The sequence below is a fragment of the Actinomycetospora sp. ABD4_176 genome, from assembly GCF_056311855.1.
The window spans coordinates 1759933-1776659 of record NZ_CM149974.1; the positions used below are offsets into that span (position 1 = coordinate 1759933).

Genomic DNA, 16727 nt, shown 5'->3' on the forward strand with positions numbered 1-16727 from the left:
TCAGCCTCCCGACGGGCGCCGGCCGCCCAGGGCGTAGAGCACGTGGTCGAAGGCACGGGCGGCCGGTGCGGCCACCCTCGGCCCGGCGCCGGCCGCGTCCTTGGCCGCCCACACCGTCTCCGGGCGGCTCTGCAGCAGCACGACGCCTCCGTCCGGCGCCAGCGCCCACTCGATGTCCTGCGGGCAGCCGTAGTGCGCCTCGACCCGGCGCGCGACCGCGACGAGCGCCGCGACCTCGTCGTCGGTGATCGACGGGACGTCGCGCCGGTCGGCCGGGACCTCGCCCTCCACCACCCCGGCGCCGTCCGGGGCGGGGCGGTGCCAGCGGGTCTTGGTGGCCACGGTCCGCCGGTCGATCTCGCCGGTGACCTTGCTGACGACGAACGCGTCCGGCGTGACGTCGCCGCCGACCACCGCCGAGCCCAGCCCCCAGCTCGCGTCGATCGCGACGACCGACCGGTCACCGGAGAGCGGGCTGCGCGTGAACATCACCCCGGAGCTGCGCGCGTCGACCAGGTGCTGGACGACGACCGCCATCGCCAGGTCGGTCTCGGGGATGCCGCGCCGGCGCCGGTAGGTCACCGACTCGACGCCGTAGAGGCTCGCCCAGCAGCGGCGGACATCGCGCAGCACCGCCGCCGCGCCCCGGACGCCGAGGTAGGTGTCCTGCAGCCCGGCGAAGCTGTCCTGCGCGCCGTCCTCGCTGGTCGCGCTCGAGCGCACCGCCACCGGCGGGTCCTCCTCGCCGACGTCGGCGGCCAGCCGGTCGTGGGCGGCGAGGACCGCCTCGCCGACCTCGTCGGGCAGCGGCGTCGCCTCGACGGCCGCGCGCAGCTCGGCGCAGGTCGCCGCGACGGCGCCGGCGTCCGCGGGGTCGAGGGCCGCGACCCGGGCGCCGAGGTCGAGCGCGCCGACCGCCGCGCGGAACGCCGCCGTGGTGACGACGAACCCGTCGGGCACCCGGACCCCGGCCCGGCACAGCTCCCCGAGGCTCGCGCCCTTGCCGCCCGCCGCGGTCACGTCGTCGCGGCCGAGGTCCGCGAGGTGCAGGACGGGGGGCACCGGACCCGTCACCGGACCCGTCACCGCAGCACCGTGACCACACCGCGGTCGCCGTCGACGCGCACCCGGTCGCCGGTGCGGATCGTCGCGGTGGCCTGGCCGGTGCCGACGACCGCGGGCATACCGTACTCGCGGGCGACGATCGCCGCGTGCGACATCGTCCCGCCGATGTCCGACACGGCCGCCGCGATCTTGCCGAACACCGGGCCCCAGCTCGGCGCGGTCACCGGGCAGACGAGGATCTCGCCCTCGCGCACGGAGCCGATGTCGTTGACGTTCATCAGCACGCGGGCGACGCCCTCGACCACGCCGGGCGAGGCGGCGTACCCGCGGACCGTGTCCGCGTCGAGGTCCTCGTCGCCGAGCCAGGTCCCGATCGTCTCGTCGGTGACCCCCCAGAGCATCTTGACCGCCGGGTCGTTCATCGTCTCCGGCACCGGGCCCAGCGCCGGCGGCGGTGACCAGCCCGCCAGCGCCGCGAGGATCTCCTTGCGCCGCGCGACGATCGGCTGCCAGTGCCGCGCGCCGAGCTCGGAACCGCCCGACGCCCACGCCAGCTGGACGTCGGCGAGCGCGTCCTCGACCTCGACGTGGCGCAGGTGGAAGACGTCGTCGGCCTCGGCGAGCACGCCCCGCTCGGCCAGCAGCCCGCCGAACGCCCGGATCTTCTGGAAGAACCGGGTCGTGAACCAGTGCTCGCAGTAGAACTTGTGCGACTCGATGTACGGGAACACCTGCCGGCACAGGCCCAGCATCTGGTCGAACGCGGCCTGCTCGTCCTCCGAGCCGAGCAGCGCGCGGTACTCGCCGGCGATCCGGTCCCGCTCGGCGGCCAACCGCTCGGTCGGCCGCGTGAGGTCCTCCCCGGCCCGGATCTGCTCGACGTAGCGCGGGAGCGCGGCGAACGGGACCGTCAGATCGTCGGCCCACGACAGGTGGTGATGGTAGAAGCCGTCGCCCACCGACACGTGGAACCACGGGTCCTTCGCCTCCTCGAGCGCCGCGAGCCACCGCCGACCCGCGTCCCCCCGGGCGGCCACGCCGCGCAGGACCTTGTCCGGCTCGCTGCCCTCGATGAACAGGTCGGCGAGATCGAGCTCGACGGCCAGCCCCGCGAGCTTCTTCAGCTCGTCGTCGGGCCGGTACATCGTGACGTCCATGCCCGCGACCATCCGGGCCACCGTCTGGTCGCCCATCTCCGGGAACGCCTGCTGGCAGAACTCGAAGAACACGACGTAGGCGCCGTAGCCGAGCATGAGGAACTCGGTGTGGTGATGCCACATCTTCGAGTACAGGTCGATGCAGCGGTGGAACTCCTCGCGCAACAGGTGGTTGCTCGCGTAGCCCCGCGAGCCGGTCACCACCGCGAGGTCGTCCAGCTCGCCGAGGTGCGGCACCTCGACCGCCTCGATGTCGGCGATCAGTGCCTCGATCCGCCGCTGCCAGCCGGCGTAGAGCTCGTCCCAGTGCGCGTAGTAGTGCCCGGCACGTTCCTGGAAGTGCGCGAGGCGGGCCTCGACCTGCGCGGGGTCGGTGACGGGGTTGGCCGTGATGTAGACCCGCCCGTTCACGATCCGGTACTCGATACCCAGCGTCGTCGGGAAGCTGAACAGCCGCGCGGTGTTCGCGCCGATCGCGGTGTACGGGATCTCCGAGGTGAGGCCGTCGAAGGCCGGGACCACCTCGGGGAAGTGCATCGAGTTGTAGAACCAGAAGCGCTCGTCGTCCTCGGGCCGGAAGCGGGAGAAGTACGGGTACATCTCCTCCCATCCCTCGGCGCCCGCGACGGGCCCGATCTCGGACGGGAGCGGGAACCGCCCTCCGGGTGTCGGGCCCGACGGGGCTGACGAGACCGCGCTGCTCATGGGCCGACCGTCGCCGAGCCGGCGATGTGGGGCAAGCCACTCTTCTCGTGCGACGGAAAACCTCTCCTAGCATCGGCACGTGCCCCGCGACCGCCGACCTCCGGTCCGGACCGCGCCCGGGCGGTCGGCGACGTCGCGGGCGCTGTCACTGCTCGAGGCGTTCGACGCCGCCCACCCCGCGATGACGCTCTCGGCCCTCGCCCGCCGCGCGGAGCTGCCGGTCGCGACGGCCCACCGCCTCCTCGGCGAGCTCGTCGCGGCCCGCCTGCTCGCCCGGCGCCGCGACGGGTCCTACGAGATCGGGGCGCGGGTCTGGCAGCTCGGGCTCCTCGCGCCGCCGACGTCGCTGCGGGAGGCGGCGCTCCCCCACCTGCAGGACCTGGTCGTCGCCACCGGCCACACCGTGCACCTGGCCGTGCTCGACGATCGCCGCGCGCTGGTCGTCGAGCGCCTCGCCCGCTCCCGCAGCCAGCCCACCCGGCACAGCCCCGGCGGGCACCTGCCGCTGCACTGCACCGCGGTCGGCAAGGTCCTGCTGGCCCACGCGCCACCGGAGCTGCAGGTCGAGGTCCTGCGCGCGCCCGCCCGCTACACGCCCTGGACCGTCACCGACCCCCACGCGTTGCGCCGCCAGCTCGCGGCGATCGCCGCGGCGGGCTCGGCGCGCAGCGCCCAGGAGCACCGGCCCGGCGTGTGGTCGGTGGCCATGCCCGTGACCGGTCCCGCGGGCGTCGTCGCCGCCCTCGGCGTGCTCGCGCCGCTCACCGCGCCCCGGCTCGCCAGCGCCCTCTCGCCGCTGGCGGCCGCCGCCGGCGCGATCGGCGCCTCGCTCGCCGACGTCGACCTCGGGGAGGCGACCGAGGCGCCGCCCCCGCCCGGGTGAGGGCCGGGTGAGCGGCGTGTCCCGACCGTGACCCGGCGGCCGCCCGTCGCCCCTGGTCCGGCGCCCGGGACCGGAGAAGACTCGACCCGGCGGAGGCGCGAGCCGGCGGAACGGATCGGGGAGGGACCGTGGAGCGCACGGAGGACGGAGCCGGACACGACAACGGGTCCACGCCCCCGCCCACGGCGTCGCGCCGGGGCCGCACCCCGTGGTGGGGCACCGGCTTCGACGTGGTCAAGCGCGGCTTCGACCGCGAGCAGGTCGAGGAGGCCCTCGACAAGGCCGAGGCCGACCTGCGGGTGATGACCGCCGACCGCGACGCCATGGTGCGCGCCGAGGAGGCGACCCGGGCGGAGCTGCGCAGCGTGCAGGCCGACCTCGACCGCGTCGTCTCGGCCCCGATGTCGGTCGACGGGATCTCGGCGCGGCTCCGGCACCTGCTGCGTCTCGCGCAGGAGGAGGCCGAGCACATCCGCGTCACCGCCGCCGACGACGCCGCGACCCTCGGCGAGCAGGCCCGCGAGCGCGCCCGGGCCACCGAGCACGAGGCCGTCGCCCGCGCCCGGGCCATCGTGGCGGAGGCCGAGGAGCGCAGCGCCGCCCGCCTCGCCGACGCAGCCGAGCAGGCGACGGCGATCGTGGCCGGCGCGCAGGCGCAGGCGCGGGCGATGCGCCACGAGGCCGAGCGGGCCCGCGACGAGGTCGAGCGGCAGCGCGCGGAGACCGAGGCCGAGCAGCGCGCCCTGCTCGAGCGCACGCGGGCCGAGGTGGACCGTCGGGAGCGGGAGGCCGCCGAGGACCGGGACCGTCGCGACGCCGACGCCGAGACCCGTCGGCAGCGGGTCGAGGACGACTTCACCACCGGCCTGGAGGCGCGGCGGGCCGAGGCGGCCGCGGCGCTGGCCGACGCCGAGGAGCAGCGCCGGCGGGCCGAGGAGCGGGCCCGCGAGGTCGAGGCGGACGCCGCGGCCCGGCTCGACGCGGCGACCCGGGCGGCCGCCGAGCTCGAGGAGCAGCGCCGCCGGGCGGCCGCGCAGCTGGCCGAGCTGCGGCGCACGCTCGAGGGGGCGCTGGGCGGGCCGGCCGAGCCCGAGGTCGATCGCGGGGCCGACCGCGGGGCCGACCGCGGGGCCGGGCGCGAGGATGCCCCCGAGCCGAGCCCGCCCGACGCCACCCGGTCCGCCGCCTAGCGACCGTGTCGCCGACGTCCCCCGTCCCGCCGCGCGCGTGGGCCGGCGCGACCGCCACGTCACGCACCGTCGGCACGGTGCTGCTGCTCGGCCTGGGGATCGAGGCCGTCCACCAGCTGCGCCGCGGCGACCACCCGACCGACCTGCCGATCGTCGACGACTGGCTGCACGCCGGGCTGATCCTCGCCTCCAGCGTGATCTGCGCCGTCGGCGCGCACCGCCGCGTCACGCCCGCGTCGCGGGGCGCGTGGTGGTGCTTCGCGGCCGCCCTGCTGCTCTTCGGCCTCGGCGAGGTCACGTGGGGCGTGCTGTACGCCGACGGCGGCGTCGTGCCGACCCCGAACCCCACCGACGTGCTCTACCTCGCCTCCTACCCGCTGTTCATGACGGGCCTGGTGTGCATGGTGCGGGCCCGGGTGGTCGACGTCCCGTGGTACCGCTGGCTCGACGGCTTCGTCCTCGTCCTGCTCGTCGCGACCCCCGGGGTCCTGCTGGTGATCGCCCCGGTGCTGGACACCTCGCCGATCGACCCCCTCGGGCGGTTCGTCGTCGTCGCCTACCCGCTCGGCGACGTCCTGCTGCTCGGCGCGCTGCTCGGCACCCTGCCGCTGATGTCGTGGCGCTTCGGCGGCAGCTGGCCGTGGGTGGGGCTGGGCCTGCTCTGCCTGACCGTCGCCGACGCCACCTACAGCTGTCGGTCGACGACCTCGTCTCCCACGACGGGCCCTACGACGTGCTGTGGAGCGCCGGGGCGCTCGCGTTCGCCATCGGCTCCACGCGGCTGCCGCGGGGTCCGCAACCGTCGCGGGAGATCACCGGCTGGCCCGCGATCGCCCTGCCGCTGATCGCCCAGCTGGTCGCGCTGGCCACCCAGGTCTACGGCTGGTACCGGCCGCTGCCGCCGGCCGAGCGGCTGCTGACCATCGCGGTGCTCCTCGTCGCGATCGCCCAGATCATCGTCTCCCGGCCGCGGCCGGCCGCCGTGGAGGAGGTCGACGCCGCCGCCGAGGACGAGATCGTCGTCAGCGATAGCCCGTGACGTCCGCCGGCCTGCCCGCGTCCTGCACCTCGACGATGTAGCGCCAGGCGTCCGGACGCGAGCCGTCGAGGTCGGTGAACCCGTACACCTGCGCCAGCCCGCCGCTGGACAGCGACTGCCCGTTCCAGCGTGCCCGGGCCGGGTCGGCCGCGAGGGCGGCGACGGCGCGGCCCACGAAGCGCGGCGTCTCCGAGATCGCGAAGTGGGGCTCGGCGTCGAGGGCGTCGCGCCAGGTCTCCTCCCGCACCCCGAACAGCTCCAGCATGATCTCCGAGCGCAACCACCCCGGGGTCAGCGAGACCGCCGTCGCGCCGTGCTTCGCGAGGTCCTGGGCGTGCGACCAGCCCATCCGGTTCACCGCCACCTTGGCGAGGTCGTAGAACGGCGAGATCCGGTAGGTGACGGCGTTGTACTCCGCGGTGCCGTCGGTCATCTCGACGAGCAACCCGCCCGGCCGGCGGATGAGCAGCGGGAGCGCGAAGTGCGCCGTCACCAGGTGGGTGTCGACGGCGAGGTGGAGCATCCGCAGCCCCTTGGCGAGGTCGTGCTCCCACACCGGGGTGTCCCACTCGACGAGCAGCTCGCCGCCCCACACGTCGTTGACCAGCACATCGAGGCGTCCCTGCTCCCGGTCGATCCGCTCGACCAGCGCCCGGACCTCGTCGTGGACGAGGTGGTCGGTGGGCACCGCGATGCCCGTGCCGCCGGCGCGCTCGACGAGCTCGGCGGTCCCCTCGATCGTCTCGGGGCGGTCGTACTCGGAGCGGCGTCCCGCGGTGCTGCGCCCGGTGACGTAGACGGTGGCGCCCGCGGCGCCCAGCTCCACCGCGATCCCCCGCCCCGCACCGCGCGTCGCCCCGGCCACCAGCGCGACGCGCCCTGCGAGCGGGCCCCGGTGCGCCTCGTCCCCGTCCACGGTCATCCCCTTCCCTCGGTGCCGGTCGACAGCATGGACCGGCACCCCGACAGTCCGAGGCGGCCGCGGGGTCCGGCGGCGAGAGCCGGGTCCGGCCATGGCGGGGAGGGGCGGGAACCCTGCGGTCAGTCGACCGTCTTGCCGACCGTGTCCGCCCGGCTGCGGCTGGGCTGCACGCGCTTGGGCTCGCCAGGCATCTTGGGGTACTCGGGCGGGTAGGGCAGGTCGCCCAGACCGTGGTCGCGCTGGTCGCGCTCGACCCACTCCAGGACGGTCTCGAGGCTCCCCGGGTGGTCGTGCAGTCCCGCGAGGGCGTCGCCGCGCTCGGCGAGGACCCCCGCGGCGGTGAGCACGTCGAAGTCGTCGGGGTCGACGTCGGGCAGGTCCTCCCAGCGCAGCGGCATCGACACCGTCGCCCGCGGGGTGCCGCGCACCGACCAGGCCGAGGCGATCGTGCGGTCGCGGGCGGCCTGGTTGTAGTCGAGGAACACGCGCTGCCCGCGCTCCTCCTTCCACCAGTCGACCGTGGCCTCGGTCGGGATACGGCGGCACACCTCGCGGGCCAGGGCGATCACCGCGCGCCGCACGCCGACGAAGTCCCACTCCGGGCGCACCGGCACGAGCACATGGATGCCCCGGCCGCCGGAGGTCTTGGGACGCCCGTGCAGGCCGGCGTCGTCGAGCACCTCGCGCAGCACGCCGGCCACCCGCACCGCGTCGGCGAAGTCGGTGCCGGGCTGGGGGTCGAGGTCGATGCGCAGCTCGTCGGGCTGGTCGACCTCCCCGCGCCGCACGGGCCAGGGGTGGAAGTCGAAGGTGCCGAGGTTGGCCGCCCACGGCAGCACGGCGGTCACGGTCGGGCAGATCTCCGTGGCGGAGCGCCCGCTGGGAAAGCGGACGTCGACGGTCTCGACCCAGTCGGGAGCGCCCTTGGGCACGCGCTTCTGGTAGAAGAACTCGCCGGTGACGCCGTCGACGAACCGCTTGAGGTGCGTGGGGCGCTCGTAGAGGACGGCGAGCAGCGGCTCGCGGACCGCCACGTAGTGCTCGACGACCTGCCGCTTCGTGATCCCGCGGTCCGGGAAGTAGACCTTGTCGGGGTTGGTGACGCGGACGGTGCGGCCGTCGACGTCGATCTCCTCGGCCGGGGACTTCGCCACGACGCGAGAGGCTAGCCGCTCACGCCGCTCTCGTCGGCGGTGCGCAGGCGGTCGGCGAGGGCCTGGAGCTCCTCGCGCAGCCGGATGATGTCCTCGATGCTCATCCCCGTCTCGGCCTGCACCCGGCGCTGGACGGCGAGCACGGGCTCGCGCAGGGCCTCGCCCTCCGACGTGCACGTGACCTCGACGGTGCGCTCGTCCTCGGGGCGCCGGCGGCGCACCACGCGGCCGCGCTCCTCGAGGCGCTGCAGCAGCGGCGAGAGGGTGCCGCTGTCGAGGTGCAGCTCGCGGCACAGCGTGCCCATCGTCGTGGGCCCGTGCTCCCACAGCACGAGCAGCACGACGTACTGGCTGTAGGTCAGACCGAGGGGCGCCAGACCACGCCGGTACGACGCCGAGATCGCCCGCGAGGCGTCGTGCAGCGCGAAGCACAGTTGGGTGTCCAGGGTCGTGCACGCCGAGGTCTCCGTGCTCATGACCCAATGGTAGGCCCGACGGGAAGTGGTGGGGGTTACCGTAGGTCGATGAGCGCGTCGAGAGCCCCAGGTGGTGGCCGCTCCGGCACCCCCGATCAGGGTCCGGACGAGCCCGCGGGCCCGCACGGACGGTTCGCCGACGACCTCGTCGGCCTCGACCCCGACGACCCCGAGGCGCGCGCCTTCGCCGCGCACCTCGATCGAATGGAGCAGACCGGGCCGGCCGCGTTCACCGTGGAGGGGCAACTGGCCGGGGTCCGCGACTTCGCGGAATCGGCCAACCGGGCGGGCGGCCCGCGCCGGCTCGCCGCGGTCGTGCTCGTCGCCCTGGTCCTCCTCGGCACCGGCTTCGTGATCTTCGAGGTCCTCGAGGTGGTCCTCGGCGCGGCCCTCTGAACCGTGCCCGAGGGATTAGCCTGGATGCATGAGCAGTGACGCCTCGATCGGCACCCCGAAGGTCAGCAGGTCCGACGCCGAGTGGCGCGAGCAGCTGACGCCGGAGGAGTACCAGGTGCTGCGGCAGGCGGGCACGGAACGCCCGTTCACCGGTGAGTACGACGAGGTCTTCACCGAGGGCGTCTACTCCTGCCGTGCCTGCGGCGCCGAGCTCTTCCGCTCCGAGACCAAGTTCGCCTCCCACTGCGGATGGCCGTCGTTCTACGCCCCCTCGGCCGACGACAACGTGATCCTGCGCGAGGACCGCTCGATGGGCATGGCCCGCGTCGAGGTGCTCTGCGCGACCTGCCACTCGCACCTGGGCCACGTGTTCAGCGGCGAGGGCTACGGCACGCCCACCGACCAGCGCTACTGCATGAACTCGGTGAGCCTGCGCCTCGAGCCGACCGCCTGACGCCGGGGGGCACCCGAGCCGGCGGCGGGGCGACCTTACGATCTGCTGACGATGTCGGCTGCGCTCGTCTCCCGTGACCGCCCGCGCCGCGTGCTGCGCGCGCTCGCCCGCCACCTCGCCCCCGTGCAGCCGCGCCGGCTGCTCGTGGCCGCCGGCCGCCGCCTGTCGGCCCGGCGGCTGGCGCGGCTGCGTACCGCCCTCGGGGCGCTCGAACAGGGCAGCTGGATGGGGGCGCAGGACGTGCCCAACCGGGCCGACCGGTTCGCCGTCTTCGCCGAGATCGTCGAGCGCCTGCGCTCGCCGCGCCCGCTCTACCTCGAGTTCGGGGTGCACGAGGGACGCACGCTGCGCTGGTGGAGCGAGCACCTCGCGACGCCGGGCGCGCGCATGATCGGGTTCGACAGCTTCGACGGCCTGCCCGGCGACTGGCACCCCGACGCCCCGGCGGGCAGCTTCGCCACCGGGGTGGTCCCGCGGATCGACGACCCCCGGGTCGAGATCGTCCCCGGCTGGTTCTCCGACACGCTGCCGGGCCGGGTGCTGCCCCCGCACGACGAGCTCGTCGTCAACGTCGACTGCGACCTCTACGCGAGCACGCGCCAGGTGCTCGACTGGCTCGAGCCCCACCTGCGGCCGGGCACGCTCGTCTACTTCGACGACCTGTTCGACCACGACGCCGAGCTGCGGGCCGTCTGGGAGTGGGTGGACGCCCACCCCGACGCCGTCCGCCCGCTGTCGATGGCGCGCTGGGGACAGCACCTGCTCCTCGAGTACCGCGCCTGACCCACCCCGCCATCCCTGCTCCGTTCGGCGCAACCCACGCCTCCACGACGACGCATTCCTCGGGGCGACCGGTGTCCGACACCACCGCCGGGAGCCGCCGGCGGGCAGGATCGTTAGTGTCGGAGGACGGCCAGCCCGCCTCCGCGCCGGAGAGAGGACGATGCCGTCGATGGGCCACCCGCTGCGTCCCCGCACCACCGACGACCACCCCCGCCGCCCGCACCCGCTGTCGGCGCGGCTGCCACGGTTCGACGAGACGGTGCAGTACGACGTCATCCGCGACACGTTGATGCCCGAGGAGCAGATCGACGGCGTCTACGCCAGCGACAGCGCCGGCATCGCGCTGTGCGGCATCACCAACCGTCGGGTCATCCTGCTCGACACCGCGTTCCCGGGCGGGCGCGCCGCCCTCATCACGGCGCCCTACAGCCGCATCACCACGGTGTCGTACGTGTCCGCCGAGGACGAGCCGATCTTCTCGAACACGGTCGCCATCCAGGTGGGCCGGACGTTCTACGAGGTGACCTGCCGCGGCCCGGAGCAGGCCGCGGAGATCCACGACCTCATCACCTGGCACCTCATCGACTGAGGGCGAGCACCCCGGAGGACGGGGAGAGCAGCTCCTCGACGCCGGCCGCGGCGATCCCGCGCTCGCGGGCGACGCGCACCACGTGGTCGGTCAGCGCCGGCCAGGTGCAGATCACGGTGTCGACGTCGCGGCCGATCAGCTCGCCGACGCGGGCGGCGACACGGACGCCGATGTCGCGGCCGGGCTCGAGCAGCAGGCGGTCGACCAGGTGCACGTCCGTGACGCCGGGCGCGCACTCCGCGAGGAGGCGCCGGGCTTCCCGGACGTGCGCCGACGCGACGTGAAGGAAACCCACGGTCGCCACACACGGAATATGACAGGTCGCGTTGCGTGAAGCGAGGACTTGATCGATGTACGGCCCGTCCGGTACGGCGGGCGGTGTCCGGTGCCGGCGGGACTACGGCAGAGAGGTGACGAGCTGGCCCGGTGACACCCGCGGGCCGGTGAAGAACGGGATCTCCTCACGCACGTGCCGGCGCGCCTCGGTGGCCCGCAGGTCGCGCATGAGGTCGACGATCCGGTCGAGCTGGTCGGCCTCGAACGCGAGGATCCACTCGTAGTCGCCGAGCGCGAACGCGGGCACGGTGTTCGCGCGCACGTCGGCGTAGCCCCGGGCGGCCTTGCCGTGGTCGGCGAGCATGGTGCGCCGCTCCTCGTCGGGGAGCAGGTACCAGTCGTAGGAGCGCACGAAGGGGTAGAGGCACAGGTAGCCCTTGGGCTCCTCGCCGGCGATGAACGCGGGCACGTGGCTCTTGTTGAACTCCGCGGGCCGGTGCAGCGCCGTGCCCGACCACACCGGGGTCGACGCGCGCCCGAGCGCGGTCCGGCGCAGCGCCGAGTAGGTGGCCTGCAGCGACTCGATGTCCGGCGCGTGGGTCCAGACCATCCAGTCCGCGTCGGCGCGCATGCCCGCCAGGTCGTAGAGACCGCGGACGGCGACGCCCTTGCCGTCGGCCTGCTCGAGCACGCCGGCGAGCTCGTCGCCGAGGGCGGTGCGGTCCTCGGGCAGGCGCGCCGGGTCGGTGCGGAAGACCGACCACATGGCGTAGCGCAGGGTCGAGTTCAGCTCGTCGTAGTTCAGCCGGGCCACGGGGCCCATGGTGCCACCGGCACCGGTCAGAGGGACTCCTCGGCGCTGGAGACGCCGGGCACGCGGTCGGCGCGGAACGCCTCGACGAAGCGGCGGTGGTCCTCGCGCACGATGCCGGCGTAGTCGCGGGCGAACGCCACGAGGTCGGCGACGAAGTCGTCCTCCCGGTCGCCGACCACCCCGAGCAGGGCGTCCTCCACCTGCCCGGTGACCGGGCCCTGCTCGGCGTCGGCGTCGGAGACGCAGTGCGCCCGGGCGGTGGCGCGCCCGAGGTGCTGCAGGACGTCGCGCAGGTCGCGGGGCTCGGTGAGGTCGTCCCACTCGAGGTCGTTCTCGTACGGCGAGAGCTCGGCGACGACGTAGCCGACACCCCGCATCTCGGTCCAGCCGAGCAGGCGGTCGGCGTGCGCCTGCAGCGCGCGGCGCGACACCGCGGTGCGGTGGCCGTGGTGGGTGAACCACGAGGCCACCTCGGGGTCGTCGACGACGCGGCTCGGCGACGCCCGCACCGCCTGCTTCACCGACAGCACGACGTCGAAGTCCAGGGCCTCGTTCGGCCCCTCGATGAGCACGTTGTAGGCGGGCAGGCCGGCGCTGCCGATCCCGAACCCGCTGCGACCGACGACGTCGTGGACCTCGTAGGCGGTGTCCGGCCACCGCTTCGCGGGCGGGATCGTCTCCAGGTAGGCCTCGTAGGCGGCGACCACCTCCGCGCGCTCCTCGTCGTCGAGGCGCCGCACCCCGGGCCCGGACCGGAAGATGCGGTTCTCCCCCTCGATCTCGGTGGTGGCGTCCAGCAGCGCGCGCCGGCTGCTCTCCCGCGAGCGCTGCAGGGCCTCGCGGATCGGGCCGTCGGTGTTCCGGCGGGTCAGCGCGAACTCCCGCTCCCCCGAGCCGCCGGAGAACGAGCGCACCGCGGCGAGGTAGGAGCGCAGGTAGGTGGCGGTGAGCGCGTCGATGTCGGTGTCGGAGAACGCCTTGGACCAGCCCAGCAGGGCCACGCTGGCCACGAGCCGGCGCAGGTCCCAGGTCCACGGGGCGACGTAGGCCTCGTCGAAGTCGTTGACGTCGAAGACGAGCACCCCGTCGCCGTCGAGGTAGGTGCCGAAGTTCTCGGCGTGCAGGTCGCCCTGGATCCAGACGCGCCGGGTCCGGTCGTCGACCCACGGGTCGTCGAGGCGGGCCACGTCGGCGTAGTAGAGCGGCGCGCTGCCGCGGTAGAACGCGAACGGCTCGACGGCCATCTTCCGGAACTTGGTGCGGAACGCCGCCGGGGAGGCGGCCATGAGGTCGGAGAACGCCTCGGTGAGCGTGTCGACGATGAACGTCGTGCGTTCCCCGTCGTCCGTGGTGCCGAGGACGTCGGCGAGGTCGGCGGGATCAGCCACGGGACCAGTCTGGCCCCGGCCACCGCCGCGCGGGGCCGGCCGCGGGCGATCGTCAGGTGATGGTCGCCCGCAGGTGGGCGGCGACGCGCTCCGCGGCGGCGTCGGCGGTGGCGAGGCAGGCCGGCACACCGACGCCGTGCAGCGCCGCCCCGGCGACCGCCAGCCCGGGCAGGGCGGACACGCCGGACTCGATGGCCGCGACCCGGTCGAGGTGCCCGACGCCGTACTGCGGCAGCCCGCCGGGCCAGCGTACGACCGCGGACTCGACGGGGACCTCCTCGATCCCGGTGAGCGCGGCGAGGTCGCTGCGCGCGGCGCTGACCAGGTCGTCGTCGTCGCGGCGCAGGGCGGTCAGGGAGCCGGGGTCGCCGTGGCGGCCGATGGACAGGCGCAGCACGGCGGTGGCGTCGGGGTCGTCGGTGTCGGGCGGCGCCAGGTGCGGCCACTTCTCGCTGCTGAACGTCGTCGCCTTGATCGTCCAGGGCAGGCCGTCCGGTCGCCGCTCCCCCGCCCCGACGAGCACCCCGGAACGTCCGGCGAGCGGGGCTGCGGCGGCAGCGGGGAGCGCGAGGACGACGAGCGCCGAGGACGCGAGCTCGATCTCGCCGGCGGCGCGGGCGGCCTCGGGCGCGTGGTCGGCGAGCAGGCGGCGCACGGCCGGCGCGGGCACGGCGAGCACGACGGCGTCGGCCTCCACCGGCGCCTCGTCGGTGATCTCGGCGTGCCAGCCGTCGGGGGTGCGGGCGAGCCCGGTCACCGTCCGGCCGAGGCGGAGGTCCGCGCGGGCGGCGAGGGCGAGGGTGGCGGGGAGGTCGGCGAGCCCCCCGCGCAGGGTGCCGAAGACCGGGGCGCGCCCGGGGGTGGAGCTCGGCGCGCCCGTCGCGACCGGCGGCGCGGCCTCGGCGGGCGGGGCCGGCAGGCAGGCGCGGGCGGCGGCGAGCAGCGAGCGCGGGTCGGCGTCCAGGGCCGCGGCCAGCGCGGGCACGGTGGCGCGCAGGCCCAGCCCGTCGGCGTGGCCGGCGTAGACGCCGCCGAGCAGGGGGTCGACGAGCCGGTCGGCGACCTCGTCGCCCAGCCGCGCGCGCACCAGCGCGCCGACGGCGACGTCGCCGCCGGGCTCCCAGTCGCCGGGGCGGTCGGCCCGCAGCGCCGCGAGGCCCGCGGGCGAGAGCGCCTCCGCGGCGACGTCGGGGTCGCCCGGCACGCCCATGACCGTGCGCGGGGGCAGCCCGACGGTCCGCCCGCCGACGCGCAGCCCCGAGGCGGCGGGGCCGGGGTGCACGAGCTGGTCGTCCAGGCCGAGCTCGGCGATCCGTGCGCCCGCCTCGGGGCGCCGGGCGAGGAACGCCTCGGCGCCCACGTCGACCCGCCGCCCGCCGATCTCCAGCGCCGCGAGCTTCCCGCCCAGCGAGCGGGCGGCCTCCACGACGACGATCCCGGCGTCGGGGCCGAGCAGCGTGCGCAGCCGGTGGGCGGCGGCGAGCCCCGAGACCCCGCCGCCGACGACGAGGACGCGGGTCATGGCAGCTCGGTGGCGTGCACCAGGTCCACGACGCGGGCCAGGGCGTCCGGGTCGGTCTCGGGCAGCACCCCGTGCCCGAGGTTGAACACGTGGCCCGCGGCCGCCTCGCCCTCGGCGAGGATGCGGCGGACCTCGCGGGCGACGACGTCCTCGCCGGCGAAGAGCAGCGCGGGGTCGAGGTTGCCCTGCAGCGCGGTGCCCAGCGCGACGCGCGTGGCGGCGACGTCGAGCGGGATCCGCCAGTCGACGCCGACGACGTCCGCACCCGCCTCACCCATCGCACCGAGGAGCTCGCCGGTGCCGACGCCGAAGTGGATGCGGGGCACGCCGGCGTCGGCGAGGCCGCCCAGCACCCGTGCGGAGTGGGGCAGCACCAGCTCGCGGTAGTCGCGCTCGGAGAGCGCGCCGGCCCAGGAGTCGAAGAGCTGCACGGCGTCGACGCCGGCCCCGACCTGCGCACGCAGGAACGTCAGCGTGGTGTCGGCGAGCACGGAGCACAGCGCGTGCCAGGTCTCGGGCTCGGCGTGCATGAGCGCCTTCGTGCGCTCGTGGTTGCGGCTCGGCCCGCCCTCGACGAGGTAGGAGGCGAGCGTGAACGGGGCACCGGCGAAACCGATGAGCGGCGTCTCGCCCAGCTCGCGGACCAGCAGGCGCACGGCCTCGGCCACCGGGGCGACGCCCGCCGCGTCGAGGGCGGGCAGCGCGGCGACGTCGGCGGCGGTGCGCACGGGGTGCTCCACGACCGGCCCGGTGCCCGCGACGATGTCGACGCCGACGCCGGCGGCCTTGAGCGGCACGACGATGTCGGAGAAGAGGATCGCCGCGTCGACGCCGTAGCGACGCACCGGCTGCAGGGTGATCTCGCAGGCGAGGTCCGGGGTCAGGCAGGCCTCGAGCATCCCGGTGCCCCGGCGCACCTCGCGGTACTCCGGCAGCGAGCGCCCGGCCTGCCGCATGAACCACACCGGCCGGTGGGCCGGACGCTCGCCGCGCGCGGCGGCGAGGAAGGGCGAGCCGGGCAGCTGCCGGCGGCCCGGAGGCGCGTCGGCGTGGACGTCCGTGGTCACGATTCCCGCCCTGCTCATGGTGTCCCCATCCTCCCACGTCGTCCTCGCCCGCCGCCGCGTGTGGCGGGTGGTCGCCGCGAGGGACGCCCCGGCTGCCCGGGACGCGGCGACCGACGCCCTCGCCCGGCCACGGGCACGGGACGCCCGCGACGGGTGGGGCAGGGGTGCACGTGCGGGGCGTTCGGCGTGGGAGGTGCCGAGAAGAACCCGTTCGGCCTACTGTCGTCGAGGTGACGGCGCCCACCACCCACCCCGAGACCTTCCGTCGCGCGGTGGACTCGCTCGACGGTCTCCCGACGCGCGCGGAGATCGAGCTGCGGACCATGCGCCCGCCGCAGCGCCTCGCCCCGTACTCCGCGGCGTGGAGCGCCGAGGTGCTCGCGGGCGCCCCCGCGCCGGGCACCGGCGAGGTCGACGACGCCGAGGTCGTGGTGACCGGGCGCCTCGTGCTGCTGCACGACCCGGAGGGCCAGGACGCCTGGGACGGGACGCTGCGCGTCGTGACGTTCGTGCGTGCCGAGCTGGACCCGGAGCACGCCGGCGACCCGATGCTGCCCGAGGTGGCGTGGTCCTGGCTGACCGGCGCGCTGGAGGACTCGGGCGCGGCGTGGACCGCGCTCGGGGGCACCGTGACCCAGACCGCCTCGGTCCGCTTCGGCGACATCAGCGGCCCGACGCACGCGACCGACCTCGAGCTGCGCGCGTCGTGGACGCCGACCGAGGAGGTCCTCACCGCGCACGGCGAGGCGTTCGCGGGCGTCCTCGCGATCGCCGCCGGACTTCCGCCGGTGGGCGTGACGACGCTCGGTGCCCGGCGCGCCGGCCGATCTGGTTGAGCATTCTCCCG

Annotated in this window: 19 protein-coding genes; 9 read left to right on the top strand and 10 right to left on the bottom strand. The window is 75.4% G+C overall.

Features of this window, described 5'->3' with window-relative positions:
• Positions 1–1086 (bottom strand): PEP/pyruvate-binding domain-containing protein, encoded by a 1086-nt coding sequence (locus ACYX4T_RS08620; RefSeq protein WP_476014133.1) that lies wholly within the window; start codon positions 1084–1086, stop codon positions 1–3.
• Positions 1083–2927 carry a PEP-utilizing enzyme gene (locus ACYX4T_RS08625; protein ID WP_476014134.1) on the bottom strand — a complete coding sequence of 615 codons (1845 nt, stop codon included), beginning with the start codon at positions 2925–2927 and terminating at the stop codon, positions 1083–1085. Before ACYX4T_RS08625 ends, ACYX4T_RS08620 begins: the two co-directional genes overlap by 4 nt.
• Positions 2928–3006: 79 nt before the next feature.
• Here ACYX4T_RS08625 and ACYX4T_RS08630 point away from each other — a divergent pair, with 79 nt between their 5' ends.
• From ACYX4T_RS08630 to ACYX4T_RS08645, 4 genes are all read left to right on the top strand, one after another.
• Positions 3007–3810: an IclR family transcriptional regulator gene (locus ACYX4T_RS08630; protein ID WP_476014135.1), complete on the top strand. Its 804-nt coding sequence runs from the start codon at positions 3007–3009 to the stop codon at positions 3808–3810.
• Positions 3811–3938: 128 nt separating this feature from the next.
• Entirely contained in the window at positions 3939–5000 is a 1062-nt protein-coding gene (locus ACYX4T_RS08635; RefSeq protein WP_476014136.1) for a hypothetical protein, read from the top strand.
• A 5-nt stretch (positions 5001–5005) separates the two neighbouring features.
• On the top strand, positions 5006–5845 hold the full coding sequence (locus ACYX4T_RS08640) for a hypothetical protein (protein WP_476014137.1): 840 nt from the start codon (positions 5006–5008) through the stop codon (positions 5843–5845).
• Positions 5734–6039: a hypothetical protein gene (locus ACYX4T_RS08645; protein WP_476014138.1), complete on the top strand. Its 306-nt coding sequence runs from the start codon at positions 5734–5736 to the stop codon at positions 6037–6039. Before ACYX4T_RS08640 ends, ACYX4T_RS08645 begins: the two co-directional genes overlap by 112 nt.
• On the opposite strand, the gene ACYX4T_RS08650 is transcribed toward ACYX4T_RS08645, so the two are convergent.
• The 3 genes from ACYX4T_RS08650 to ACYX4T_RS08660 form a co-directional block, all read right to left on the bottom strand.
• Complete coding sequence (locus tag ACYX4T_RS08650; RefSeq protein WP_476014139.1) at positions 6023–6961, bottom strand: SDR family oxidoreductase; 939 nt, start codon at positions 6959–6961, stop codon at positions 6023–6025. The genes ACYX4T_RS08645 and ACYX4T_RS08650 overlap by 17 nt on opposite strands.
• Before the next feature lie 119 nt (positions 6962–7080).
• Entirely contained in the window at positions 7081–8115 is a 1035-nt protein-coding gene (ligD, locus tag ACYX4T_RS08655) for a non-homologous end-joining DNA ligase (protein ID WP_476014140.1), read from the bottom strand.
• An 11-nt stretch (positions 8116–8126) separates the two neighbouring features.
• Positions 8127–8591 (bottom strand): MarR family winged helix-turn-helix transcriptional regulator, encoded by a 465-nt coding sequence (locus ACYX4T_RS08660; protein WP_476014141.1) that lies wholly within the window; start codon positions 8589–8591, stop codon positions 8127–8129.
• Positions 8592–8639: 48 nt separating this feature from the next.
• Between ACYX4T_RS08660 and ACYX4T_RS08665 the strand changes: the two genes are divergently transcribed.
• The 4 genes from ACYX4T_RS08665 (at position 8640) to ACYX4T_RS08680 (ending at position 10813) form a co-directional block, all read left to right on the top strand.
• Entirely contained in the window at positions 8640–8987 is a 348-nt protein-coding gene (locus tag ACYX4T_RS08665; protein WP_476014142.1) for a hypothetical protein, read from the top strand.
• Between the two features lie 28 nt (positions 8988–9015).
• Positions 9016–9441, top strand: a complete 426-nt coding sequence (msrB, locus tag ACYX4T_RS08670) for a peptide-methionine (R)-S-oxide reductase MsrB (protein WP_476014143.1) — start codon at positions 9016–9018, stop codon at positions 9439–9441.
• Positions 9442–9492: 51 nt separating this feature from the next.
• Complete coding sequence (locus ACYX4T_RS08675) at positions 9493–10224, top strand: class I SAM-dependent methyltransferase (protein ID WP_476014144.1); 732 nt, start codon at positions 9493–9495, stop codon at positions 10222–10224.
• Between the two features lie 169 nt (positions 10225–10393).
• A complete protein-coding gene (locus ACYX4T_RS08680; RefSeq protein WP_274230085.1) occupies positions 10394–10813 on the top strand; it encodes a PH domain-containing protein in 420 nt (139 codons plus the stop codon).
• Here the strand turns inward: ACYX4T_RS08680 and ACYX4T_RS08685 are convergent.
• The 5 genes from ACYX4T_RS08685 to hemE form a co-directional block, all read right to left on the bottom strand.
• The gene (locus tag ACYX4T_RS08685; protein ID WP_476014145.1) at positions 10803–11117 is read right to left on the bottom strand and encodes a hypothetical protein; all 315 of its coding nucleotides are present in this window, start codon (positions 11115–11117) and stop codon (positions 10803–10805) included. The genes ACYX4T_RS08680 and ACYX4T_RS08685 overlap by 11 nt on opposite strands.
• A gap of 93 nt (positions 11118–11210) precedes the next feature.
• A complete protein-coding gene (gene hemQ / locus ACYX4T_RS08690) occupies positions 11211–11903 on the bottom strand; it encodes a hydrogen peroxide-dependent heme synthase (RefSeq protein WP_476014146.1) in 693 nt (230 codons plus the stop codon).
• A 26-nt stretch (positions 11904–11929) separates the two neighbouring features.
• The gene (locus ACYX4T_RS08695; protein WP_476014147.1) at positions 11930–13291 is read right to left on the bottom strand and encodes a DUF2252 domain-containing protein; all 1362 of its coding nucleotides are present in this window, start codon (positions 13289–13291) and stop codon (positions 11930–11932) included.
• Positions 13292–13343: 52 nt separating this feature from the next.
• A complete protein-coding gene (hemG, locus tag ACYX4T_RS08700) occupies positions 13344–14813 on the bottom strand; it encodes a protoporphyrinogen oxidase (protein ID WP_476014148.1) in 1470 nt (489 codons plus the stop codon).
• A complete protein-coding gene (hemE, locus tag ACYX4T_RS08705; RefSeq protein ID WP_476014149.1) occupies positions 14810–15898 on the bottom strand; it encodes a uroporphyrinogen decarboxylase in 1089 nt (362 codons plus the stop codon). The genes hemG and hemE overlap by 4 nt, the downstream gene beginning before the upstream one ends.
• A 212-nt stretch (positions 15899–16110) precedes the next feature.
• On the opposite strand from hemE, the gene ACYX4T_RS08710 reads away from it, so the two are divergent.
• Positions 16111–16716: a DUF3000 domain-containing protein gene (locus ACYX4T_RS08710; RefSeq protein ID WP_476014150.1), complete on the top strand. Its 606-nt coding sequence runs from the start codon at positions 16111–16113 to the stop codon at positions 16714–16716.
• Positions 16717–16727: the final 11 nt, after the last annotated feature.

Bases quoted from the DNA above. Each gene is read 5' to 3' on its own strand.
- ACYX4T_RS08625 (WP_476014134.1), bottom strand. From the start codon at position 2,927: ATGAGCAGCGCGGTCTCGTCAGCCCCGTCGGGCCCGACACCCGGAGGG.
- ACYX4T_RS08650 (WP_476014139.1), bottom strand. From the start codon at position 6,961: ATGACCGTGGACGGGGACGAGGCGCACCGGGGCCCGCTCGCAGGGCGC.
- ACYX4T_RS08660 (WP_476014141.1), bottom strand. From the start codon at position 8,591: ATGAGCACGGAGACCTCGGCGTGCACGACCCTGGACACCCAACTGTGC.
- ACYX4T_RS08665 (WP_476014142.1), top strand. From the start codon at position 8,640: ATGAGCGCGTCGAGAGCCCCAGGTGGTGGCCGCTCCGGCACCCCCGAT.
- msrB (WP_476014143.1), top strand. From the start codon at position 9,016: ATGAGCAGTGACGCCTCGATCGGCACCCCGAAGGTCAGCAGGTCCGAC.
- ACYX4T_RS08675 (WP_476014144.1), top strand. From the start codon at position 9,493: ATGTCGGCTGCGCTCGTCTCCCGTGACCGCCCGCGCCGCGTGCTGCGC.
- ACYX4T_RS08680 (WP_274230085.1), top strand. From the start codon at position 10,394: ATGGGCCACCCGCTGCGTCCCCGCACCACCGACGACCACCCCCGCCGC.
- hemG (WP_476014148.1), bottom strand. From the start codon at position 14,813: ATGACCCGCGTCCTCGTCGTCGGCGGCGGGGTCTCGGGGCTCGCCGCC.
- hemE (WP_476014149.1), bottom strand. From the start codon at position 15,898: ATGAGCAGGGCGGGAATCGTGACCACGGACGTCCACGCCGACGCGCCT.